Raw genomic sequence first — 24,091 nt, forward strand, 5'->3', positions numbered from 1 at the left:
CGGCCACGGCCCACGGCGGCGGGCAACCCGCCGGGCCAAAGGCGCGGGCAAGGTACTACGCCCGGCCGAAACGAAACAACTCAACCGCCGTCTGCGCCGTGCGGTTGCCGGCGTTCGTACTTTTGGCGCCGCTCCTCTGACCTCCGCTTTATATATCATGGCCAAACCTGCCCAAAAGTCCATCCTCGAACGCCGCGACGATGCCCTCAAACGCCGCAAACGTTGGGGGGCCGCGAGCGTTGTTTTCACGCTCGCGCTGGTCTGCTTCTCCTATTATTTCTACCAGGTGTTCTTCACCGCCAACATCGAAACCAAGGGCAAGCCGACCTACGTGGTAATCCCCCGCGGCGCCACCTGGAAATCGGCCCTCGCGGCCATCGACAAAACCGGCACCGTGGTCGATAAGCTCTCGCTGCATTTCGTGGCCCGCCTTATGAAATACGACAAGCCCGGCGCCGTGAAGCCCGGCAACTACGAGCTCAAAAATGGCTTCACCAATCGTCAGCTCATCAACGTGCTCAAGAGCGGGGCCCAGTCGCCGGTAAAACTGACTTTCAACACGGTGCGTCTGCGCAATGAACTGGTGACCAAACTCGCCAGCCAGGTCGACGTGCCCGCCGCCCGGCTCGATTCGTTGCTGCGCGACCCGGCTTATACCAAGAGCCTGGGCTTCGACACCACTACGGTGCTCACCATGTTTATCCCGAACACCTACGACGTGTACTGGAACACCTCGGCCAAGCGCCTGATGCAGCGCCTGAAAACGTCCTACGAACAGTTCTGGACGCCTGCCCGCGATGCCGAGCGCGAAAAGCTCCACCTCACCCGTGCCCAGGTGAGCACCCTGGCCAGCATCGTGGAAGCCGAGCAGCAACAGCACGCCGATGAGCGGCCCCGCATTGCCGGCGTGTACCTCAACCGCCTCAAGCGCGGCATGAAGCTGCAGGCCGACCCGACGGTGGTCTACGCCAACCACGACTTCACCATCAAGCGCGTACTCAACGTGCACCTGCAAAAGGATTCGCCCTACAACACCTATAAGTACGCCGGCTTGCCGCCCGGCCCCATCAACCTGCCCAGCATCGCCAGCATCGACGCCGTGCTGAAACCGGAGAGTAATAACTACCTGTATTTCTGCGCTAAAGAGGATTTCAGCGGCTACCACGCTTTTGCTACTAATGAAGCCGAGCATATTGCCAATGCACGTCGCTATCAGGCGGCACTAAACCGGGCGGGAATCAAGTAGGAAAGGGTATCTGACTCGGCGTTTTTTTATGAAGACAGAAAGGCTAAGCGAAGACATTTTCAATCAGACGTTCCAGCCACCCATGCAAAATGTGACTGATACGGCTGAGGAAATAGTAGACATCTGGCCTTATGTAGATGCAATCCCACAGGAAGATTTAGAAGGCTTCACATTGAGAGATGTAGCCTACGTATATCTGAACCCAGATGGTAACTATCTACACGTACTTATTGCAACAGAAGATAAAAATGTTGTTTTAGTAGTTGTAATAGAAACAAGTACTCCTAAAATTTATGGCCACCATCTACTTGATTTAGTCAAGCTGTATGGCTTGGACGAAGAAGCGGAATAACCCATGTACCAATCCGACATCCAAATCCGCGTCCGCTACGCCGAAACCGACCAGATGGGCTATGTCTATCACGGCAACTACGCGGCGTATTTTGAAGTGGCTCGCACCGAAGCCTTTCGCAAGCTTGGCATCAGCTACAAAGAGCTGGAGGCCGACGGCGTGGGCATGCCAGTAGGGGAACTGCGCACCCGTTTCCGCCGCCCTGCCCGCTACGACGACCTGCTGACCGTGCGCCTGCTGCTGCGCCAGCCGCCCGAAGGCACGCGGGTGCTGTTCGAGTACGAGATTTACAACGAAGCCCAGGAGCTGCTCACCGAGGGCCACACGCTCATGGTGTTCGTGAAAACCACCACTGGCCGGCCCGTACCCATCCCCGAAAGCATCCAGCAGCAGCTGCTGCCGTATTTTAGTGAAGACGACCTGGAAAGCCCGGTGTTGCCCAAGCCCGGGGCCATCCTGCCTGATGCGCCCGCACCGGCCGCGTTTAGAAAATAAAAGGGTTGAGTTTTGAATGCTAAGGGCTGAGTTTAACCCGGCTGATTCACTCAAAACTCGACCCTCAACATTCAAAACTCCTTGTGAAAGCCCCCGCCGCCATCCGCCGTGCCCGCTTCCCCGATGTGCGCCAGCAACGGCCGTACCGGCGGGCCATTGTGGGCCTGAAGCGGCTGCGGCTGCCCGGCGGCCACGCCTCGCTCTACGACGTGCTCGACCGCATCCTGCACGAGCTGCGGCTCGACTCGCTGGAGAAGCGCGCCGCTTACATGGCCTTTAACCTCACGGTGGCCCTGTTCCCCACCATCATTTTCCTGTTCACGCTCATTCCGTACATCCCCGTGCCGAACCTGAACGTGGATATTCTCCAGTTCCTGGCCGATTTCATGCCCCGCGAGTTGTACGCGGCCACCGCCAGCACCATCGAGGACATTGTGAACATTCCGCACGGCGGCCTGCTATCCTTCGGTTTCGGCACGGCGCTGGTGCTCAGCTCCAACGGCATCATGGCCCTGCTCGATGCCTTCGAGAAGAAATATCCGTGGTTCAAGCACCGCAGCTACCTTCGTAAGCGTATGATTGCTACGGGGCTGACGTTCGTGCTGGCCCTGATACTACTGCTCTCCATCGCGGGTATTTTCTTCGGCACTTACCTCATCGATGGGTTGGTGTTCTATGAAATCGTGCCCGAACGGTTCACCGACTTGGTGCTCACGCTCATCCGCTACGGCTCACTGATTGGACTGTTTTTGAGTACCACCTGCGTCATTTATTACTTCGTACCGCCCGTGCATGACAAGTGGCCGCTGGTATCGGCCGGGGCCATTGTGGCCACGCTCCTCATTTTTTTGGTGTCGTTTCTCTTCACGCTCTACGTCCGGATTTTCGATTCGTACAACCATTTCTACGGCTCCATCGGGGCACTGGTGGGCTTCATGGTCTGGCTCGAATTTGTATGTATGACCTTGATTATCGGGTTCGAAGTGAACGTGAGCATGGATGCCGTGACCGGCCGCCGCCGCCAGATGCTGCAGGAGCAGCTGGCCACCAAAACCCAGTAGGGGAGAATCAAAAAAACGGCCGCCCGAAAAAAAAAATCTGCGCGGAGGCTGCACCGTAGCAGATTCCTTTTTACTTTTGCACTCCCCAATCACTCGGGGGCCTTATAGAGAGGTGGCAGAGTGGTCGAATGCGACGGTTTCGAAAACCGTTATACCGGCAACGGTATCGGGGGTTCGAATCCCCCCTTCTCTACAAAAAGGCTTTTTCTGCGCTGGAAAAAGCCTTTTTTGTTGGTTTCATACCCACAGCGCGCGAGTAATTGACCCAGAGAAGTGGCAGAGTGGTCGATTGCGGCGGTCTTGAAAACCGCTGACTGTAACAGGTCCGGGGGTTCGAATCCCTCCTTCTCTGCGAAAAACCCCGTTTCCGCAATGGAAACGGGGTTTTTGCTTTTCCGGCGGTGATGACCACTACTATCTGGTCCAACGTGGCGCCCAGCCCGGCAGCCGGAGTACCTTTGCCGCTTTCTTACCCCAGTCCGCCCTCCCGATGAACGGTACCGAACCGGCCAGCCCCAGCGCTTTCGATAAAGCCCGCACCGGGCTCTGGACCAGCCTCCAGAAGCACCTGACCACGGTGTACGCCGCCGAAAGCGCCTTCGTCAAGGCCGTGGCCTTCACCGATAGTTTCCCTTTTCCGGCTTCGGCGGGCAGCGAGCAGCAACTGTACGACTACGAGCAGCAGCGCCGCGCCCTGCGCGACCTCTTCACCGACGAAACCACGCAGCTCGATACCCTCGTCAAAGCCATTCGCCTGAAAGGCTACGCCGAGGACGAGAAAAAACAGCTGTACCTGCTGTTGCTGGGCTACATGGACATTGCCGCCACGATTTTCGCGCGGCTGCACACCCAGGTGCCCGTGCGCCAGCCCAAGGACGAGGACCTGGACGAAACCACCGACCGATTTGCGCGGGTGCAGAAATTTGCCCGGCTCAATATCAAAGGAATTGCGGGCTTATTGGGTGGTATCTGAGGCCGGCCGCGAAGGAGTTGGTCGGCAGACTCGGCGGCTTGGTCGACGGTTAAGAGGGGCGGTATTGGGGTAAGTTGCTGGGGAATAATTGATTGATGAAAATGCGGTTTTTGGCCATTTATGGCCCTGGCACAGCGCTTGCGTTTGGAGAGACAGACGCCGTCACAATCTCCATTCACACTTCAACTTCTTTTTTCGTCATGAAAACCTCCTTGCTTTCGCTCCTCGCCACCGGCCTGCTCTTTGTTGCCACTGCTGCCTCGGCCGCTCCCGCTTTCGACCACGACAAAGACCCGCGCCGCCTGTCGCCCATCGAAAGGGCCCGCTACGAAGCCGCCCAACGCCAACAGGAACAACGCCGCATTGCCCTGGAACGGGCCCGCTACGAAGCCAACCAACGCCGCCTCGAGCAGGACCGCGCCCGCCTCGCCGCCCAGCGCGAAGCCGCCGAGCGCGCTCGTTGGGAAGCCCAGCACCGCAACGACCGCGGCCACAGCTACGGCTACAACCACCACTAATTGAGTGCGCTTAGCTTCTGAAGCAGTCCCGGATTTCGCCAGAAGTCCGGGGCTGTTTGCGTTTCGTTTGCACCGGTCCGACCATCGCTGCCGTTTGCCCACAAAAAAATCCCCGCCGGTTAGGCGGGGATTTTTCTTGCAAAGCAGTCAAAAACCTACTTGGCCAGCTTGGCTTTCAGGTTCTCGTCCAGCGCAGCCAGGAATTCCTCGGTGTAGAGGTAGTCGCGGCCGTGCTCCACTTTGTTGCCGTGGATGCAGACGGCGAGGTCCTTGGTCATCTTGCCGCTTTCCACGGTTTCGATGCAGACTTGCTCCAGCGCGTGGCAGAAGTCGATGAGCTCCTGGTTGCCGTCGAGCTTGCCGCGGAACTCCAGGCCGCGCGTCCAGGCAAAGATGCTGGCGATGGGGTTGGTGCTAGTGGGTTTGCCGGCCTGGTGGTCGCGGTAGTGGCGCGTCACGGTGCCGTGGGCGGCTTCGGCTTCCATGGTGCCGCCGTCGGGCGTCACGAGCACGGAGGTCATCAGGCCGAGCGAGCCGAAGCCCTGGGCTACGGTGTCGCTCTGCACGTCACCATCGTAGTTTTTGCAGGCCCACACAAAGTTGCCGTTCCATTTCAGGGCTGAGGCCACCATGTCGTCAATCAGACGGTGCTCGTAGGTGATGCCGGCTTCCTTGAACTTAGCCAGGTAATCCTGCTCATAAATCTCCTGGAAGATGTCCTTGAAGCGGCCATCGTATTTCTTCAGGATGGTGTTTTTGGTGCTCAGGTACAGCGGCCAGCCCTTGCTCAGAGCCTGGTTGAAGCAGGCGTGGGCGAAGCCGCGGATGCTTTCGTCGGTGTTGTACATGGCCAGGGCCACACCGTCGCTCTTGAAATTGTAGACCTCAAATGACTGGGTTTCGCCGCCGTCCTCGGGCTGGAAGGTGATGGTCAGCTTGCCTTTGCCCTTGGTCACGAAATCGGTGGCGCGGTACTGGTCACCGAAAGCGTGGCGGCCGATGCAAATCGGGGCCGTCCAGTTCGGCACCAGACGGGGCACGTTGCTCATCACGATGGGCTCGCGAAACACCGTGCCGTCCAGGATGTTGCGGATGGTGCCGTTGGGCGACTTCCACATCTGCTTCAGGCCGAACTCCTTCACGCGCTCCTCGTCGGGGGTGATGGTGGCGCACTTGATGCCCACGCCGTACTGCTTGATGGCGTTGGCCGAGTCAATGGTTACCTGGTCGTTGGTCTCGTCGCGGTACTCGATGCCGAGGTCGTAGTACTTGATGTCGAGGTCGAGGTAGGGCGTGATGAGCTTGTCCTTGATGAATTTCCAGATGATGCGCGTCATCTCGTCGCCGTCGAGTTCTACTACGGGGTTGGCTACTTTAATTTTGGTCATTTCCGCTATGGTTTATCGTTTGATTTGGGGCAATGGGTACGCTGGGTTTTCCAGTTCGACAACAATATTAAGGGAGGAAAGCGGGCTTGCCGCACACCAGTGGTTTGCAAATGGTAGCGGAGGGCGCCCTTTAGCGCATTTTCAGGGATTTCGGGAGGCTTCGAAAATTTAGATTTTGGTCTTGGCGAGCTTTGTTTATCTTTGGATGCACAATCGATTGTGTGAGTGAGTAACTTTTCCTTCAATCCATGATGTCATTTCGTCGTTCCGGGCTGCTGGCCGTAACATTGCCCGGCCTGCTGTTGCTGGCCGCCTGCGGGTCCAATCAACCCGCAGAGCAAACCACCACGACGGCTTCGGCCGCCGACTCCACCCAAACGAAAGCCGCTGCCATGCCCACTTCCGCCTCCTTCGGCAAAGCCCTCGACGGTACCGAAATCCAGCTCTACACCCTCACCAACAAGCAGGGCGCCCAAGCCACTATCAGTAACTACGGCGGTACCCTCGTGGGCCTGATGATGCCCGACCGGGACGGCAAAATGGGTGACGTGGTGCTCGGTTTCGATAATGTGAGCGACTACCAGAGCCCGGCCTTCCGCAAGGCCAACCCCTACATTGGCGCGCTCATCGGCCGGTACGGCAACCGCATTGCCAAGGGCAAATTCACCATCGACGGCAAAACCTGCCAGGTGGGCGTGAACAACGGCCCCAACTCGCTGCACGGCGGCAAAGTGGGCTACGACCAGAAAGTATGGGAAGCCACGCCCGGCACCTCGTCCGATGGCCAGACCCTGACCCTGAAATACCTGAGCAAGGACGGCGAGGAAGGCTACCCCGGCAACCTGCAGATTACGGTGGTCTACACCCTGACCGACGCCAACGCCCTACGCATCGACTACACCGCTACCACCGACAAGGCTACGCCGGTCAACCTCACCAATCACGCCTATTTTAACCTGAGCCACGGCGTGAGCAAGGACATTCTCAAGCACGAAGTAACCCTGCCCGCCGACCGCTACACCGTGGTGGATGCGGGCCTGATTCCGACCGGCGAGCTACGCTCGGTGAAGGGCACGCCCTTCGATTTCACCACGCCCCACGCCATCGGCGAGCGCATTGCGCAGGTGCCCGGCGGCTACGACCACAACTGGGTGCTGAACGCCGAAACTGGCCAGCACCCCGCCGCCACCGTGTACGACCCCGCCTCGGGCCGCACCCTGGAGGTGACCACCGACCAACCTGGCATCCAGTTCTATACCGGCAACTTCCTAGATGGCAGCCTCAAAGGCAAAGGCGGCACTGTGTACGGCCTGCACGCCGGCTTCTGCCTCGAAACCCAGCACTTCCCCGACTCGCCCAATCAGGCGAAATTCCCGAGCACCATCCTGCATCCGGGTGAGACTTATCGCACCACCAGCACCTACACGTTCGGCGTGCGGAAGTAGGTGTAGCGCGAACTTTTAGTCCGCGACTGATTAACCAGACTCCTCTATCGCGGACTAAAAGTCCGCGCTACTATCCCAATGCAACCCACCCCAACCCCCGCCTACGTCATCGGCATCGACTACGGTACCGACTCCGTCCGGGCCCTGCTCGTGGACGCCCGCACCGGCACCGAAATAGCCCAGGCCGTGCACCACTACGCCCGCTGGAAAACCGGGCAGTTCTGCAACCCCACGCGCAACCAGTTCCGCCAGCACCCGCTCGACCACATCGAAGGACTGGAGGCCGTGGTGCGCCGCGTGGCCGGGCACGTACCGGCCGCCCAGGTGGTAGGCCTGGCCATGGATACCACCGGCTCCACGCCCGGCCCCGTGAACGCGCAGGGTGTGGCCCTAGCGCTCACGCCCGGCTTTGAGAATAATCCGAACGCCATGTTCGTGCTCTGGAAAGACCACACGGCCCTGGCCGAAGCCGCCGAAATCAACCACAAAGCCCGCACCTGGGGCGGCGAGGATTACACCAAATACGAGGGCGGCATCTACTCCTCGGAGTGGTTCTGGGCCAAAATCACGCACATTCTGCGCGAGGATGAGGCCGTGGCTGCCGCCGCGCACTCCTGGATGGAGCACTGCGACTGGCTGACCCTGCTGCTGACGGGCGGCGACCTGGCCACCTTCAAGCGCAGCCGCTGCGCCGCCGGCCACAAGGCCATGTGGCACGCGAGCTGGGGTGGCCTGCCCTCCGAGCAGTTTCTCCAGCACCTCGAACCAAAACTGGCCGGTTTACACAATCGATTATTCACCAAAACCTATACTGCTGATGAGGTGGCTGGGCACCTTTCGGAAGAGTGGGCGCAGCGTCTGGGCCTGACTACTGACACCGTGGTAGCGGTAGGTTCTTTTGATGCCCACGCCGGGGCCATTGCGGGCGAAATCGAAGCCTATTCGATGGTGAAGGTGATGGGCACTTCGACCTGCGACATCGTGGTTGCGCCCACGGCCGAAGTCGGCGACCACCTCGTGGCCGGCATCTGCGGACAGGTAGATGGTTCCGTGATTCCGGGCATGCTGGGGCTGGAAGCCGGGCAGTCGGCCTTCGGCGACTTGCTGGCCTGGTTCCGCAACATCGTAGAGTGGCCGCTGCACAACGTGCTGCCGCATTCCAAAGTCCTCACGCCGGAGCTGCAAGCTGCCCTGCGCGACGAAATGAGCGACGCACTGCTGGTGCAGCTCAGCGAAGCCGCTGCCGCCGTAGACCCCGCCGAAAGCGCCGTCCTGGCCCTCGACTGGGTGAACGGCCGCCGCACGCCGGATGCCAACCAGGCGCTGAAAGGCGCCATCATGAACCTCACGATGGGCACCAATGCTCCCCAGATTTTCCGGGCGCTGGTGGAGGCCATCTGCTACGGCTCGAAGCAGATTGTGGAGCGGTTTGAGGCCGAAGGTATTCCCGTGAAGCAGGTTATCGGCATTGGTGGAGTGGCCAAGAAGTCGCAGTTTGTGATGCAGACGCTGGCCGATGTGCTCGACCGGCCCATCAAAATCGCGGTATCGGAGCAGGCTCCGGCGCTGGGCGCGGCCATGTACGCCGCCGTGGCTGCTGGCATTCAGCCCGATGTGCAGACGGCCCAGAAGGCCATGGGCTCCGGCTTCGCCGAAACCTACCTGCCCAACCCCGCCCGCGTGACCGACTACGCCGCCCGCTACGCACAGTACCAAGCATTTGGTCGGTTTGTGGAGGCCCGTAGCGTGGACTCTGCGAGTCCGCGCATGAACGACACCCAAACGACTTCCACCATGCGCGGACTCGCAGAGTCCACGCTACAGACCGCCCAATGAGCCAATATCAAGCCCTGAAACAAGCCTGCTACGAGGCCAATATGCAACTGCCCAAGCTCGGGCTGGTGCTCTTCACCTTCGGCAACGCCAGCGTGGTCGACCGCGAAAAGCGCGTGTTTGCCATCAAGCCCAGTGGCGTGCCTTACGAGTTGCTAAAGCCCGAGGACATCGTTATTCTCGATTTCGCCAACAACGTGCTGGAAGGGGAGAAGCGGCCCTCGTCCGACACCAAAACTCACGCCGTGCTCTATAGCCACTGGGAGCACATCGGCGGCATTGTGCACACGCACAGCACCTACGCCACCGCCTGGGCCCAGGCCCAGCTGGATATTCCGATTTTAGGGACCACCCACGCCGACCACCTTACTACCGACATACCCTGCGCCCCGCCCATGGACGACGCCATGATTGTCGGCGACTATGAGCACCAGACCGGCTGGCAAATCCTTAACGAATTCCAACGCCGCGGCCTTTCGCCCACCGAAGTGGAAATGATGCTGCTGGCCAACCACGCCCCCTTCACCTGGGGCAAAACCGTGGATAAAGCCGTGTACAACAGCGCTGTGCTCGAAGAAATTGCCCGCATGGCCTACCTGAGCTGCACCCTACGGCCGGATGTGCCGCGCCTGAAAGATGCCCTCATTCGCAAGCACTACGAGCGCAAGCATGGCGTGAATTCCTACTACGGGCAGCAGTAGCGCGGACTTTTAGTCCGCGAAAGCACCCCCATACCTTTTATCTATTTCACTCGCGGACTACAAAGTCCGCGCTACTTCTATGATTGACATTTCGCACTACGAAGCCTGGTTCATCACCGGTACCCAGCACCTCTACGGCCCCGAAACCCTCGAAGAAGTGGCCCGCCACTCGGAGGAAATCGCGAAAGAGCTGGGCACCAGGCTGTCCATCAAAATCGTCTACAAGCCCATTCTGAAAACCCCGCAGGAGATTTACAAGCTCATGCAGGAGGCCAACACCGCCGAAAACTGCGTGGGGCTGATTGCCTGGATGCATACCTTCTCGCCGGCCAAAATGTGGATTAACGGCCTGAAAATCCTGCAAAAGCCGCTGGCGCATTTGCACACCCAGTTCAACCGCGACATTCCGTGGGCCGACATCGACATGGACTTCATGAACACCAACCAATCGGCGCACGGCGACCGGGAGTTTGGATTCATCGGGGCCCGGATGCGCCTGAAGCGCAAGGTGGTGGTGGGCCACTGGCAGAGTGCCGCCGTGCACGAGCGCCTGAGCATCTGGAGCCGCGTGGCTGCCGCCTGGGCCGACTGGCAGGGCGCGAAATTCATCCGCTTCGGCGACAACATGCGTTACGTGGCCGTGACCGAAGGTGACAAAGTAGAAGCTGAAATCAAGTTTGGCTACGAGGTGAATACCTACGGCATCGGTGATTTGGTAGCCGTGGTGAATGAGGTGAGCGACGCGCAGATTGACGAGCTACTGGCCACTTATGAAAAAGAATACGAGCTGGCCGACGACCTGAAAGCCGGCGGTGCGAAGCGGGATTCTTTGCGCGAGGCCGCCCGCATTGAGGCCGGGATGCGCAAATTCCTGCAGGACAAGGGCGCCAAGGGCTTCACCGATACCTTCGAGGACCTGCACGGCATGGCCCAACTGCCCGGCATTGCCACCCAGCGGCTGATGGCCGAGGGCTACGGCTTCGGCGGCGAGGGCGACTGGAAAACGGCGGCCTTGGTGCGCGCCATGAAGGTGATGGGCGCGGGCCTGCCCGGCGGCAACTCCTTCATGGAGGACTACACCTACCACTTCGAGCCCGGTAACGAGCAGGTTTTGGGTTCGCACATGCTGGAAATCTGCCCCAGCATCGCCACTGGCAAGGTGAAAGTGGAGGTGCACCCGCTGGGCATCGGCGGCAAGGCCGACCCGGCCCGCCTCGTCTTCAACTGCCCCGCCGGCCCGGCACTGAACGCGACTATTGTAGACCTCGGTAACCGCTTCCGCATGATTGTGAACGAGGTGGAAGCTGTGGTGCCCGCCGCCGACCTGCCCAAGCTGCCCGTGGCCCGCGTGCTCTGGAAAGTGCAGCCCAGCCTGACCGTGGGCGCGGCCGCCTGGATTATGGCCGGCGGCGCCCACCACACCGGCTACAGCCAGAACCTGACCGCCGAATACCTCGAAGATTTCGCCGAAATGGCCGGGATTGAATTTGTGATTATCGATGCGGATACCAAGTTGCGGACCTTCAAGAACGAGCTGCGGTACAATGAAGTAGCCTTTCGCGACTAGTAGTTGTGGATAATGAACGGTCATGCTTCGACTTCGCTCAGCATGACGAGCTTTTTACTACTTCCAATTTCCTGCTGCTCTTCCCCTCATCATGCGAATTCCCAACGCTGGCCTGCCCGCATTTCTAGTCCTGCTGAGGCTGCTGCCCAGCCCGGCTGCTCTGGCCCAAACGGCCCCCGCCACCATCATTGTGCAGGTGGGCAAGCCCGGCGCGCCGGTGCCGAAAAATATGTTCGGCCTGTTTTTCGAGGACATCAACTTCGCGGCCGACGGCGGGCTGTATCCTGAGCTGGTGAAGAACAAATCGTTTGAATACGACGACCACCTCATCGGCTGGAAGGCCATTCGGGGCGCGGCCGGCCTGGCCGACTACCGCGTGTCGGGCGACCAGCCCATTGGCAACACTAACCGCCACTTTCTGCGCCTGAGCGTGAAAACCGCCGGCCCCGATGCCGGCTTCGTGAACGAAGGCTTCCGGGGTATGGGCGTGAAACAGGGCGCGGAATACACGTTTTCGGTGTATCTGCGGCGCGGTGCCGGCAGCATCTCGGCCCTGAATGTGACGCTGGAAGAGCCCGGCCGCCGCGCCGGTGGCCCGGAAACGGCCGCCTCGGGCCAAGTGCTGGCCCAGGCCCAAATCACGGGCCTCACCGGCGAGTGGAAGAAGTATAGCGTGGTGCTCCGGCCTACAGCCACGGCGGCCAAAGCGCGCCTCAAGCTGACTGTGGAAGGCACCGGCACGGCCGATATTGACGTGGTTTCCCTGTTCCCGAAGGACACGTATTTGAAGCGCGAAAACGGCCTGCGGCCCGACCTCGTGCAGCTGCTCAAGGACATGAAGCCCGGTTTTCTGCGCTTCCCCGGCGGCTGCATTGTGGAGGGCATGACGCTAGATAACCGCTACCAGTGGAAGGAAACCATTGGCGAGGTGGCCAGCCGCCAACCAATGATAAACCGCTGGAACAAAGAATTCAAGCAGCGCTACACGCCCGATTATTACCAGTCGTTCGGGCTGGGCTTCTTTGAGTATTTCCAGCTGGCGGAAGACATTGGGGCCGAGCCGCTGCCGATTCTGAACGTGGGCATGGCCTGCCAGTTCAACTCAGCCGAGCTGGCCCCGTTGGGCAGCACGGCCAAGGGGCCGAACGCGGCTGGCGCGGGCGACGAGCCCACGCTCGATACCTTCATTCAGGACGCGCTGGATTTGGTGGAATTTGCCAACGGCCCCGCTACCTCCACCTGGGGGGCCAAACGCGTAGCCATGGGCCATCCTGCGCCCTTCAACCTCAAGATGATTGGCATCGGCAACGAGCAGTGGGGGCCGCAGTACCTGGAGCGCTACGAGCCATTTGCCAAGGCGCTGAAAGCCAAATACCCGGCCATCCAGATTGTGAGCAGTGCTGGTCCTTCGCCGGAGGGTGAGCTGTTCGACAAAGCCACGGCCACGCTGCGGGCGCAGAAGGCCGACTTTATCGACGAGCATTATTACGCCAGGCCGGAGTGGTTCCGGCAGCACGTGGACCGCTACGACAACTACCCGCGCACCGGCTCTAAAATCTTCGCCGGCGAGTACGCCGCCCAGAGCGCCGGCATTGCCAGCCAGGAAAACAAGAACAACTGGGACTGCGCCCTTTCCGAAGCCGCCTTCATGACCGGTCTGGAGCGCAACGCCGACGTGGTGGCCATGGCGTCCTACGCGCCGCTGTTTGCCCACGTCGATGCCTGGCAATGGACTCCGAACCTCATTTGGTTCGACAATCTGAACGCCTACGGCACGGTGAACTACTACGTGCAGCAGCTTTTCAGCCAGAATAAAGGCACCACCATGCTGCCCGTGCAGCTGCCCGCCAACGCCAAAAACGGCACCGACAACCTCTTCGCCAGCGCCGTGGCCGACGACGCGGCCGGCGACCTCGTGGTGAAGCTGGTGAACTACTCCGCCGCCCCCCGTGCCGTGAAAGTGAGCCTGGCCGGGGCCAAAAAGCTCGGCAAAACCGGCCGCGCCCTGGTGATGGCCTCCGACGATTTGAACACCCAGAACAGCCTCCAGGAACCGAAGAAGCTCACGCCGCAGGAGTCGAAATTCGCTGTGGCCGGGTCAGTGGTGAATTATACGCTGGCTCCGAACTCGCTCACGGTGCTGCGTATTCCGGGCCAGCGGTAGGGGCCACGGACAGATTCTGAACGTCATGCCGAGCGCAGCCGAGGCATGACGTTCTGTTTTTCAAACAAAAGTCGACCCATGAACATCGCCCGCCGCCTACTGGCCCTAACCGTTCTACTCAACGGCAATCCCGCCGCTCACGCCCAAAAAGCCGCCCCAAAACCCGACTTCCATCAGTGGGCCGCCACGCCGCCCATGGGCTGGAACAGCTGGGACTGCTACGGCCCTACCGTGACCGAAGCCGAGGTGCGCGCCAATGCCGATTACATGGCGAAAAACCTCAAAAGCAGCGGCTGGGAGTACGTGGTGGTGGATATCCGCTGGTACGTGGGCAACGACACGGCTCATGGCTACAACGAGAAAAACCCCGATTGGAACATCGATGAATACGGCCGCTTCGTCCCGGCCGTGAACCGGTTTCCCTCGGCGGCCGGCGGCAAAGGTTTTAAGCCACTGGCCGATTACCTGCATGGGAAGGGCCTGAAATTCGGCATTCACATCATGCGCGGCGTACCGGTGGTGGCGGTGCAGCGCCGGCTGCCCATCCTCGGTACCAAGCTCACGGCCGCCGACATTTACAGCAAGGAGGGTCAGGCGCGTTGGCTGCACGATATGTACACGGTGAAAACCGGGCCGGGCGCGCAGGAATACTACGACTCGCTGTTCAAGCTCTACGCTTCGTGGGGGCTGGATTTTGTGAAAGTCGATGACCTTTCAGAGCCCTACCACAAGCCGGAAGTGGAGATGATTCGGCGGGCCATTGATAAGTCGGGCCGCCGGATTGTGTTCAGCACTTCGCCCGGCGAAACGCCGATTGCGGAGGCCGCGCACGTGGCCGCCAATGCCAATATGTGGCGCACCGTGGGCGACTTCTGGGACAGCTGGGAGCAACTGAAGGAGCATTTTGAGGTCTGCAACCGCTGGGCTCCGCACATTCAGCCCGGCGCTTTCCCTGATGCGGATATGCTGCCGCTGGGCCGTCTGGGCATTCGGGCCGAGCGGGGCGACGACCGTATGACCCGCTTCACTCCCGACGAGCAGCGCACCCTGATGACACTCTGGAGCATCTTCCGCTCGCCGCTCATGTTCGGCGGCGACCTACCCAGCAACGACGCGGCCACGCTGGCCCTGATTACCAACCCCCGCGTGCTGGCCGTGAACCAACGCAGCACCCACAACCGCCAGCTGTTTCGCCGCGGCGACCTCGTGGCCTGGACGGCCGACGACCCCGTCACCGGCGATAAATTCCTGGCCCTTTTCAACGCCCAGGACCAGGAACTGGCTCCCGCCGGCGAAGCCGCCTGGGCCAGTGGCCCCATCAATCGCCAGAATCCCACCCAGACGGCCGAAATCAACCTTAAAGGCGCTACCAAGCTCTACCTGAACGTGCGCGACGGCGGTGACGGCACCGCCTGGGACCATGCCGACTGGCTAAACCCGGTACTGCTGACCAGCGACGGCAAATCCATTCCGCTCGGCCAGCAGTCGTGGCGCAGCGCCACCGCCGGCTGGGGCAAGCCCACGCTCAACAATAGCGTATCGGGCGCGTCGCTGCTGGTGGCCGGCAAAACCTACGAAGCTGGCATCGGCACCCATGCCAATTCCATTATTGAATACGACTTGCCGGCTGGCACCACCCGCCTCAGCACCACGGTGGGGCTCGACAACGCGGCAGCTGTGCAGAACACCGGCGGTACGCTTGATTTTCTGGTATTCACCAAGTCGCCCTACCGGCCCGCACCTGCCGATTCGGTACGGGTGCCGGTGACGCGGCAGGAACTGGGAGTGGCTGCCGAAGCGACGGTGACCGACCTGTGGACTGGCCGGCCAATTGGTAAATTCACAAACGAGTTTGCGCCTTACGTCCGGCGGCACGGTGCGGCCCTGTACCGCATTTCAATCCCCAGGAAATAACGAAATTTCTCATGACTACTTCGAATATATTCCTGCTGGTTCTGGGATTGGGTACCACCATGCGTGCCCAGGCCCAGCAGACCGCCGACTACCCCATCCAGGCCGTGCCCTTCACCAAAGTGAAGCTGACCGACAGCTTCTGGCTGCTGCGCCTCAAAACCAACACCGACGTCACCATTCCCGCGTCTTTCGCCCGCTGCGAAGCCACCAACCGGGTGAAAAACTTCGAGATGGCGGCGGCGAAATCGGGCAAGTTTGCCACGGTTTACCCCTTCGATGACACCGACATTTACAAGACCATCGAAGGCGCGTCGTACTCCATGAGTGTGTACCCCGATGCCAGGCTGGATGCCTACGTCGACGAGCTAATCAAGAAAGTGGGCGCGGCCCAGGAGCCCGACGGCTACCTCTACACCGCCCGCACCATCGACCCCGCCCACCCGCACCCCTGGGCCGGCCCGGAGCGCTGGGTAAAGGAGCGCGAGCTGAGCCACGAGCTCTACAACGCCGGCCACCTCTACGAGGCCGCCGTGGCCCACTACGAGGCCACCGGCAAGAAAACCCTGCTCACTATTGCCCTCCGGAATGCCGACCTGGTGTGCTCGGTCTTCGGCCCCGGCAAGCGCACCGTGGCCCCGGGCCACGAAATCGTGGAAATGGGCCTGGTGAAGCTTTACCGCGCCACGGGCAAGCCCGAATACCTCAGCACGGCGAAGTTTTTCATCGAAGCCCGCGGCCAGTACAACGGCTACGACCCCAAGAGCGCCGACCCCTTCAAAAATGGCCAGTACTGGCAGGACGACAAGCCTGTGACGGCCCAAACCGAAGCCGAAGGCCACGCCGTGCGCGCCGAATACCTGTACGCTGCCATGGCCGACGTGGCCGCCCTCACCGGCGATAAAAAGCTGCTGGCCGCCGTGGACACCATTTGGCAGAACATGGTGGGCAAGAAGATGTATGTGCAGGGCGGCACCGGCGCGGTGCCCGGTGGCGAGCGGTTCGGAGCCAACTACGAGCTGCCCAACACCACGGCTTACAACGAAACCTGCGCCTCGGTGGCCGACGTGTACTGGAACCAGCGCATGTTCCAGCTCCACGGCGATGCCAAGTATGTGGACGTGATGGAAAAGGTGCTCTACAACGGCCTGATTTCGGGCGTGGGCCTCGATGGCAAAAGCTTTTTCTACTCGAATGCGATGCAGATTAAGAATGCCATGGGCTACCACGACACCGAGCCGGCGCGGGCGGGCTGGTTTGAGTGCTCGTGCTGCCCCACCAACCTGGCCCGCCTCATGCCCGCGCTGCCCGGCTACGTGTACGCGCAGAAAGACAGGGATTTGTATGTGAATCTGTTTGTGAGCGGCACCACCACGCTGCGCATCGGCAAGCAAAGCGTCGGCATCACCCAGCAAAACAATTACCCCTGGGACGGCGGCCTGCAATTCACCGTGAACCCTGCCACCGCCACCGATTTCACCCTGCGGCTGCGCATTCCCGGCTGGGCCCGCAACCAGGCCATGCCCTCCAGCCTATACACGTTTGCCACGCCCTCCAGCCAGGTGGCCACCGTCAAAATCAACGGCCGGCCCGTGGCTTATACCCTGCAAAACGGCTACGCCGTGCTGGCCCGCAAGTGGCGCAAGGGCGACGTTGTCGACCTGATGCTGCCCATGGAAGTGCGCCGCGTGCTGGCCAACGCCCAGGTGAAGGATGACCTGGGCAAAGTGGCTTTGCAGCGCGGCCCGGTCATCTATTGCGCCGAGTGGAAGGACAACAATGGCAAAACCAGCAACCTCATCGTGCCCGCCGGCGCGGCCTTCAGCACCGCCTTCCAGCCCGCCCTGCTCAACGGCGTGATGACGCTAACGGCCACCGTGCCGGCCGTGGAAGTGGAGGCCACATCCGTGCGCACTGTGCCGCAAGCATTCATGGCCATCCCGTACTATGCCTGGGCCAACCGCGGCAAGGGCGAAATGACTGTCTGGTTTCCCGAGCGCGTCACCGCCGTAGACCTGCTCAGCCAGCCCACCGCTCAGGAGGCAACGGTGGGAAAATAAGCGTGCAATCACTCCCGGTAGATTCTCAGCGGGCTGCCAACACTTTGATGATATTATCTGTGGTGTCAATTTCGCCGATGCGCGGGAAAATGACCTTCAGGCTGTTTTCCTGGGCGCTGGCTACCGTATCGGTCATGGCATCCTGGGCGAAGGTGAGGTTGTAGCCCCGCTCGAAGGCGGCCCGGGCCGTGCTTTCCACCCCAATGCTGGTGCTCACGCCCGCCAGCACAGTGCCGGTGATGTTGCGCTTCTGCAGTTCCGCATGCAGGTCGGTATCGGTGTTGTGGAACGCGCCCCAAGCGTACTTCGTGATGCGGATATCCTCCGGCTGGGCCTGAATTTCCGGCGCCAGCGCCAGCCATTCGGCGGGTAAAGCGCTGGGACGTGGCCGTTTGGCATCGTTGCGCACGTCCGGGTTCGGGTTGGCGCTAGGGTTCACGCTCACCAGCACAATGGGCTGACCGGCCTGCCGGAAGGCAGCCACAAGCTTGGCGGCATTGGCCAGAACGTCGCTGGTAGAGCCGATGACGGGAAACTGCATAATGCCGTTTTGCAAGTCAATCAGAACGAGGGCGGTGTTGGGGTCGAGGGCGGTAACCATATCAGCAAGAATTGAAGAAGGTGAATAAGAAAAGATTAAGCGGCTGCTGCTACTTCAGCGGCAGGCGGCTCGGCAACGGCCGACCGGGCCGCTGCCACCTGGCGCAGATTCCGGACGTACAGCAGCGCAATCAGCAGGGCCAGCAGGCCTTCGGCCAGCACCGTGGGCTGCACGCCAATGCGCTCTGACACCGCCCCCACCAGCAGGCTGCCCAACGGCACTGACGCCGTATAAACCAGCACGTAAATGCTGATGACCCGGCCGCGCATGGTCGGCAGCATCAGCGTCTGGAGCAGCGTAATGCTGATGGTGGTTTGCGACATCATGCCAAACGCGCCCACCACCAGAAACGGCAGCGCCAGCCAGAACCACGGCGTGTAGGAAAACAGCACCAGCCCCCCGCCGAATACGAACATATTTGTCATCAGAACCTTGTTCAGGTCCTGGCTAGGCTTCAGGGCGGCCAGGTAGAGCGCCGCTATCAGGCCGCCCAGGCCAATGGCCCCATCGAGCAGACCAAACGTGGTGGCGGTGCCCCGAAAGATGTCCTTGGCATACACCGGCATCAGGTTGGTGAAGGGCAGCACCAGCAGGCCGGTGATGCCCAGCATGATGATGAGAAAGCGAATGGTGGGCGTACCCTTCACGTACTGAAATCCTTCTGCCAGCTCGCCCATGATGTTTTTGGTGCGTACCCGGGCCACATACGCCGGTAGCCGCAGCGCCAGCAGCGAGCCGATGACGGCCACGAAACTGAGCGCATTCAGCCCAAAGCAGGCCACCGCCCCCAACTGCTCGATGGCGAAGCCGGCCACGGCCGGCCCCAGCAGCTTGGTCAGGTTCAGCATGGTTGAGTTCATGGCCACGGCGTTGGGCAGGTCCTGCTTATCGTCCACCAGGTCGTACACCAGCGCCTGCCGGGCCGGCACGTCGAAGGCATTGATAATGCCCAGCACGCCACTCAGGGCAATGATTTCCCACACCGCGTCCTGCTTGAAATAGACCGCCAGCGTGAGCAGCAGGGCCTGTGCCATGGATAGCACCTGCGTGAGCAGCAGCACGCGGTAGCGGTTGTAGCGGTCCGACACCACCCCGCCCAGCAGCGAGAACACGGCCGACGGAAACAGCGTGGCAAACACGCTCACGCCCAGCATAAACTTGGACTGCGTTTGGGCATACACCACCCAGCTCACGGCAGTTTTCTGCATCCAGGTGCCCAGCAGCGACAGGGATTGCCCGGCGAAAAAATAGCGGTAGTTGCGGCTGCGGAAGGCGCGAAAAATGTCCGAATTCATGCAGAGTAGGCGTGGGGTGTCTATTCAAAATCAACCAGTTTGGTGAGGGCGGGGAGCGCCTGACGCAGGCTGGCCAGCTCCTGGGCCGAGCAGGTTTTTTGCAGGGCCTGGTGCAGCCACTCATTCGTTTCCTGCTGCACGGCAGGAATCAGCGCTTCGCCCGCCGCCGACAGGCCAATCAGCACCTTGCGCTTATCGGTGGCCGAAGGCTGGCGCGTGATGTAGCCCAGCTCTGCCAGGTGGCTCAGTATCTGCGACATGGATTGGGTGGTGACCTTCTCCTGCGCGGCCAACTCACTGGGCAACATTTGCCCGTTTTGAGCCAGCAGCTTCACTACCGACCGCTCGGTGAGCGACAGGGAAGAATGCGTTTGGGAGTGGCTGCGCAGCTTTTTCACCAGCCTGGAAACAACGGTGCGCAGTTCGGCGGCCAGGTGCAGGGTGTCGGATTGGTCGGGCATATCAACAGGTAAACTTGTTAGTTTACTTAACAAATAGACAATTGCCCGCCCAGTGTAGTTCGCACCAATGCAGAACGCCCTGCTGCGTACAACCCAAGCATTGCGCTTAGGCCGTGGGCAACAGGGCGTTCCATCTTCGTTTTGGTCCGGATTATTTTGCCGCTTTCACGCCTTCTGTGGTCATCACCACGCGCTTCATCGTGCCGTCCTTGTTGTAATACAGGTTGTCGATGCATACCGAGCGGCGGTAGCTGCCGCCGTCGGTATTGGCGCCGCCGTTGTGGTAGATGAAGTAGGAATGGCCTTTGAAGTCGATGATTGCCTGGTGGTTGGTGTTGGAATTGCCGGCCAACTCGTTCAGAATGCCCTTGTATTCCCATGGCCCTTCGAGGCTGCGGCTCATGGCGTACACTATTTTTTCGGGGAATTCGGAAGCGTAGCTGAGGTAGTACCAGCCGTTGTGCTCGTGCACCCACGGGGCTTCGGTGTAGCGCGGCAAGCCTTTCACGGTTTGAATGGGGCCGTCCAGCTCCGTCATGCTGGGCTTGAGTTTGGCGTAGTAGCAGGTGGTGTTGCCCCAGAACAAGTAGCCCTGGCCCTTGCTGTCGATAAAAACCGTGGGGTCGATATCGGCCCAACTGATTTTGTCGTCGGGCGTCGCGTCGGGCGCAATCAGGGCCGAGCCCCGCGCATCTTTGAACGGCCCGGTGGGGCTGTCCGCCACCGCCACACCAATGGCCTTGCCGTGAATGCTGCCGTGCTCCACGGCCGCGTACCAGTAGAACTTGCCGTTGCGGGCAATCACCTGCGAGGCCCAGGCATCGTCCTTGGCCCAGGCAAAATCCGACACCTTGAGCGGCACCGGGTGCTCGGTCCAGTTCACCATATCGGTGCTGGAATAGCAGAGCCACTCGTGCATCACGTAGCGCTCCTGGCGGGCGGGGGCTTCGTCGTGGCCGGTGTAAAGGTACACGGTGCCCTTTTGCACCAGGGCGCTGGGGTCGGCCGTGTACTTATTGCGGATGATGGGGTTGCCGGCCGGGGTGGGAGCGGGGGCCATTTGGGCGGCGACCGGGGCAGCCATCAGGAGCAGCGCGGAGAGTATCGGTTTCATGTCAAAATAGAGGGTGAAGTACTTTGGGCGAAGACGTGCGGCCATTTGGCATGTGCGTTTGGTATGCAGCTTCAGGTGGCCCCCCCGTAGAAGCTGGAGGACCAGGCAAAAGGTGAGTTGTGCGATGCCGATGCATTGCACGAACGATTGTGTAAGTCAGCATGAGTTTGTCATTTCACCTGCTGCTTTTGTTCTGGAAGCAGCAAAGCATTGGCTTCTGTTTGCAATTAACTTAAATTCCTTCGCACAATCGTTTGTGTGCACATTGACTGTATATGATGCTTCTGTGTGTACCGTATTTTAGTGCCAGCCGGATTAGGCTTCAGTGAGCGAGCACATCGGGAAAAGGGGGCAATAATCTCATTTTCGGCGTCATTGCTAAATCATGCTTTTCCTATTCCGACTCATGAAAAGAATACTCGTCCTGTGGTTTTTGCTGGTCGGTAGCAGTGGTTTTGCGCAGCCCGTTGCCGTGTGCTCCAAAGCCCGGGCCGGGGCGGGGCAGGTGTGGCCGGTGGCGCGCGCGCAGGCCTGGTACCGGGCTCATCCGTGGATTAGCGGGGTCAATTTTATCCCGAGCACGGCCATCAACCAGCTGGAAATGTGGCAGGCCGCCACCTTCGACCCCACCACTATTGACCGGGAGCTGGGCTGGGCCGAAGGCATTGGTTTCAACACCATGCGGGTATTTCTGCACAGCCTGACCTGGAAGGAGGACCCGGCTGGCTTTAAGAAACGAGTGAACGACTACCTGGCCCTGGCCGATAAGCACCACATTCAGACCATTTTTGTGTTTTTCGACGACTGCTGGAACAAAGTGCCCCAGGCCGGCCTGCAGCCTGCGCCCCGCATCGGGGTGCACAACTCGGGCTGGGTGCAGGACCCCGGCGAGCCCATCTCACGCGATTCGGCCGCCTTCAGCCAGCTGAAACCATATGTGCACGACGTGTTGACGGCTTTCCGGAACGACCCGCGCATTTTGCTCTGGGACCTGTATAACGAGCCCGGCAACTCCGATAAGCGCACGGCCTCACTGCCGCTGGTGCGCAACGTATTTGCCTGGGCCCGGGAGGTGAACCCCACCCAGCCCCTCACGTCAGGCATCTGGGCCTGGGATTTCACCGCCCTCAACGCCTTGCAGGTTGGCAACTCCGACGTGGTGACGTACCACGACTACGAGGACGAGGCCTGGCACCGGCGCGTGATTCAGCTGCTGCACACCACGGGCCGGCCGCTGGTGTGCACCGAATACATGGCCCGCCCCCGCAACAGCCGCTTTTCCACCATCATGCCGCTGCTGAAACGTGAGAATGTGGGCGCCATCAGCTGGGGCCTGGTGGAGGGCAAAACCAACACTAAGTACGCCTGGGACACGCCCCTGGCCGACGGCAGCGAGCCGGTGGAATGGTTTCATGAAGTGTTTCGCCGCGATGGCACCCCGTATCGGTGCGACGAAACGGAGCTGATTAAAAAGTTGAATAGCAAATAGCGGCCGCCGGGGGCGGCAACGCGGTCGGCCCGTTTGCCGTTGCAAGCACCCAACGTTGTGCTTACCGTTATTTCCCCCATGCTTCGCTTTTATTCATTCGTGCTGGTTGTGCTGCTGGCCCTGACCAGCCGTCCGGCGGCCGGCTACGCCGTGCTCACCCACCAGGCCAACATCGACTCGACTTGGGAGCGCTGCCTGGTACCGGCCATTCTGAAGCGCTACCCCGGCTCGACGCCCGAGCAACTGGTTGATGCCAAGGCGTATGCCTACGGCGGGGCCATTATCCAGGACATGGGCTACTATCCCTTCGGCTCGGTGCTGTTCACGAACCTGACGCACTACGTGCGCTCCGGCGACTTCATCCGCAACCTCATCGACGAGTCCCGCGACCTGAACGATTACGCCTTCGCCCTGGGCGCGCTGGCCCATTATTCGGCCGACCTCAACGGCCATGCCGAGGGCACCAACCGCGCCGTGCCCCTGGTGTATCCCGACCTGAAAGCAAAATATGGCGACGTGGTGACCTACGAGCAGGGACGCAAGCAGCACGGGCAGCTGGAGTTTTCCTTTGATGTGGTGCAGCTGGCCAGCGGCAAGTACCACAGCCAGGACTACCACCAGAAAATCGGCTTTAAGGTGAGCAAAGCGCCACTGGAGCGGGCCTTCCTGAAAACCTACGGCCTAGAGCTGGGCCAGGTAATTGTGAACGTGGACCTGAGCATTGCCAGCTACCGCTTTGCCGTGAGCCAGCTCATTCCCACAGCGGCGCGGGCCGCCTGGCACTACAAGCGCAAGGACATCATGAAGCTAAGCCCCGGGGCCCGGCGGCGCGACTATATGAAACGCAACCAGCCCAAGAAGTTTGAGCAGGAGTATGGAAAGGAATACCATAGGCCGGGTTTTGGGGCCCGCATCATATCGTATTTCATTCGGGTGCTGCCCAAGATTGGGCCGCTGAAGCCCTTTGCCTTCAAGCTACCCACGCCGGAAGCTGAGCAGATTTTCCGGGCCAGCTTCCGCAAGGTGATGGCCAGCTACTGCGCCAACGTGGCCCGCCAGCCCGCCGATACCACCGCCGCGCCCCTCACCCTGGCCAACGCCGACTTCGATACCGGCCACCCCACCCGCGCCGGTGAGTACGGCCTGGCCGACGAAACCTACGGCGAATGGCTGCGCAAGCTGGCCGGCAAGAAGTTCGAAAACCTCAGCCCCGTGGCCCGCCAAAACATCCTCGCCTTCTACGGCACCCAGCCCAAAACCCCGGCCTCGCAGGAGGAAAAAGAGGGCAGCAAGCAGCAGGAAACCCAGACCGCGCTGGAGCAGCTTCGCACGCTACACTAAGAGAAAAAAGCGCATTGCCGCGAATAGGGGTATGTAAAAAAGCCAGTGCTTGTAAGGCTGGCTTTTTTACATACCT

Annotated in this window: 20 protein-coding genes and 2 tRNA genes; 17 read left to right on the forward strand and 5 right to left on the reverse strand. The window is 60.6% G+C overall.

What is annotated here, in order from left to right:
* The first annotated feature begins 157 nt into the window (after positions 1 to 157).
* The 8 genes from mltG to ACYVM5_RS13075 all read left to right on the forward strand — a co-directional run bounded on the left by mltG (position 158) and on the right by ACYVM5_RS13075 (position 4,645).
* Positions 158 to 1,246, forward strand: a complete 1,089-nt coding sequence (mltG, locus tag ACYVM5_RS13040) for an endolytic transglycosylase MltG (RefSeq protein WP_460618549.1) — start codon at positions 158 to 160, stop codon at positions 1,244 to 1,246.
* Positions 1,247 to 1,328: 82 nt separating this feature from the next.
* Positions 1,329 to 1,598, forward strand: coding sequence for a hypothetical protein (locus ACYVM5_RS13045; RefSeq protein ID WP_460618550.1), 270 nt, complete (start codon positions 1,329 to 1,331; stop codon positions 1,596 to 1,598).
* Positions 1,599 to 1,601: 3 nt separating this feature from the next.
* Positions 1,602 to 2,093 carry an acyl-CoA thioesterase gene (locus ACYVM5_RS13050; protein WP_460618551.1) on the forward strand — a complete coding sequence of 164 codons (492 nt, stop codon included), beginning with the start codon at positions 1,602 to 1,604 and terminating at the stop codon, positions 2,091 to 2,093.
* Positions 2,094 to 2,176: 83 nt separating this feature from the next.
* Positions 2,177 to 3,154, forward strand: a complete 978-nt coding sequence (locus ACYVM5_RS13055) for a YihY/virulence factor BrkB family protein (protein WP_460618552.1) — start codon at positions 2,177 to 2,179, stop codon at positions 3,152 to 3,154.
* A gap of 106 nt (positions 3,155 to 3,260) precedes the next feature.
* Positions 3,261 to 3,347: transfer RNA gene (locus ACYVM5_RS13060), tRNA-Ser, on the forward strand.
* A gap of 74 nt (positions 3,348 to 3,421) precedes the next feature.
* Positions 3,422 to 3,506, forward strand: a tRNA-Ser gene (locus ACYVM5_RS13065).
* Positions 3,507 to 3,644: 138 nt separating this feature from the next.
* A complete protein-coding gene (locus ACYVM5_RS13070; RefSeq protein WP_460618553.1) occupies positions 3,645 to 4,127 on the forward strand; it encodes a hypothetical protein in 483 nt (160 codons plus the stop codon).
* Between the two features lie 200 nt (positions 4,128 to 4,327).
* Complete coding sequence (locus ACYVM5_RS13075; RefSeq protein WP_460618554.1) at positions 4,328 to 4,645, forward strand: hypothetical protein; 318 nt, start codon at positions 4,328 to 4,330, stop codon at positions 4,643 to 4,645.
* Between the two features lie 155 nt (positions 4,646 to 4,800).
* Here the strand turns inward: ACYVM5_RS13075 and ACYVM5_RS13080 are convergent, their stop codons facing one another.
* On the reverse strand, positions 4,801 to 6,033 hold the full coding sequence (locus ACYVM5_RS13080; RefSeq protein ID WP_460618555.1) for an NADP-dependent isocitrate dehydrogenase: 1,233 nt from the start codon (positions 6,031 to 6,033) through the stop codon (positions 4,801 to 4,803).
* Positions 6,034 to 6,281: 248 nt separating this feature from the next.
* On the opposite strand from ACYVM5_RS13080, the gene ACYVM5_RS13085 reads away from it, so the two are divergent.
* The 7 genes from ACYVM5_RS13085 to ACYVM5_RS13115 all read left to right on the forward strand — a co-directional run bounded on the left by ACYVM5_RS13085 (position 6,282) and on the right by ACYVM5_RS13115 (position 17,714).
* A complete protein-coding gene (locus ACYVM5_RS13085) occupies positions 6,282 to 7,478 on the forward strand; it encodes an aldose epimerase family protein (RefSeq protein ID WP_460618556.1) in 1,197 nt (398 codons plus the stop codon).
* A gap of 78 nt (positions 7,479 to 7,556) precedes the next feature.
* Positions 7,557 to 9,314: a ribulokinase gene (locus ACYVM5_RS13090; protein WP_460618557.1), complete on the forward strand. Its 1,758-nt coding sequence runs from the start codon at positions 7,557 to 7,559 to the stop codon at positions 9,312 to 9,314.
* Positions 9,311 to 10,012, forward strand: coding sequence for an L-ribulose-5-phosphate 4-epimerase (locus tag ACYVM5_RS13095; protein WP_460618558.1), 702 nt, complete (start codon positions 9,311 to 9,313; stop codon positions 10,010 to 10,012). The genes ACYVM5_RS13090 and ACYVM5_RS13095 overlap by 4 nt, the downstream gene beginning before the upstream one ends.
* Before the next feature lie 79 nt (positions 10,013 to 10,091).
* Positions 10,092 to 11,579, forward strand: a complete 1,488-nt coding sequence (gene araA / locus ACYVM5_RS13100) for an L-arabinose isomerase (RefSeq protein WP_460618559.1) — start codon at positions 10,092 to 10,094, stop codon at positions 11,577 to 11,579.
* 91 nt (positions 11,580 to 11,670) lie between these two features.
* Entirely contained in the window at positions 11,671 to 13,743 is a 2,073-nt protein-coding gene (locus tag ACYVM5_RS13105) for an alpha-L-arabinofuranosidase C-terminal domain-containing protein (protein ID WP_460618560.1), read from the forward strand.
* Positions 13,744 to 13,821: 78 nt separating this feature from the next.
* A complete protein-coding gene (locus ACYVM5_RS13110; protein WP_460618561.1) occupies positions 13,822 to 15,657 on the forward strand; it encodes an NPCBM/NEW2 domain-containing protein in 1,836 nt (611 codons plus the stop codon).
* A gap of 11 nt (positions 15,658 to 15,668) precedes the next feature.
* On the forward strand, positions 15,669 to 17,714 hold the full coding sequence (locus tag ACYVM5_RS13115) for a glycoside hydrolase family 127 protein (RefSeq protein WP_460618562.1): 2,046 nt from the start codon (positions 15,669 to 15,671) through the stop codon (positions 17,712 to 17,714).
* A 25-nt stretch (positions 17,715 to 17,739) separates the two neighbouring features.
* On the opposite strand, the gene ACYVM5_RS13120 is transcribed toward ACYVM5_RS13115, so the two are convergent.
* The 4 genes from ACYVM5_RS13120 to ACYVM5_RS13135 form a co-directional block, all read right to left on the reverse strand.
* Entirely contained in the window at positions 17,740 to 18,315 is a 576-nt protein-coding gene (locus ACYVM5_RS13120) for a cysteine hydrolase family protein (protein ID WP_460618563.1), read from the reverse strand.
* Between the two features lie 35 nt (positions 18,316 to 18,350).
* Complete coding sequence (locus ACYVM5_RS13125) at positions 18,351 to 19,610, reverse strand: MFS transporter (protein WP_460618564.1); 1,260 nt, start codon at positions 19,608 to 19,610, stop codon at positions 18,351 to 18,353.
* A gap of 20 nt (positions 19,611 to 19,630) precedes the next feature.
* Positions 19,631 to 20,071 carry a MarR family winged helix-turn-helix transcriptional regulator gene (locus ACYVM5_RS13130; protein WP_460618565.1) on the reverse strand — a complete coding sequence of 147 codons (441 nt, stop codon included), beginning with the start codon at positions 20,069 to 20,071 and terminating at the stop codon, positions 19,631 to 19,633.
* A 151-nt stretch (positions 20,072 to 20,222) separates the two neighbouring features.
* Positions 20,223 to 21,185 carry a glycoside hydrolase family 43 protein gene (locus ACYVM5_RS13135; protein ID WP_460618566.1) on the reverse strand — a complete coding sequence of 321 codons (963 nt, stop codon included), beginning with the start codon at positions 21,183 to 21,185 and terminating at the stop codon, positions 20,223 to 20,225.
* A gap of 406 nt (positions 21,186 to 21,591) precedes the next feature.
* On the opposite strand from ACYVM5_RS13135, the gene ACYVM5_RS13140 reads away from it, so the two are divergent.
* Positions 21,592 to 22,674, forward strand: a complete 1,083-nt coding sequence (locus ACYVM5_RS13140) for a cellulase family glycosylhydrolase (RefSeq protein ID WP_460618567.1) — start codon at positions 21,592 to 21,594, stop codon at positions 22,672 to 22,674.
* A gap of 78 nt (positions 22,675 to 22,752) precedes the next feature.
* A complete protein-coding gene (locus ACYVM5_RS13145) occupies positions 22,753 to 24,015 on the forward strand; it encodes a zinc dependent phospholipase C family protein (RefSeq protein ID WP_460618568.1) in 1,263 nt (420 codons plus the stop codon).
* Positions 24,016 to 24,091: the final 76 nt, after the last annotated feature.

The sequence above is a fragment of the Hymenobacter ruber genome (assembly GCF_054783255.1).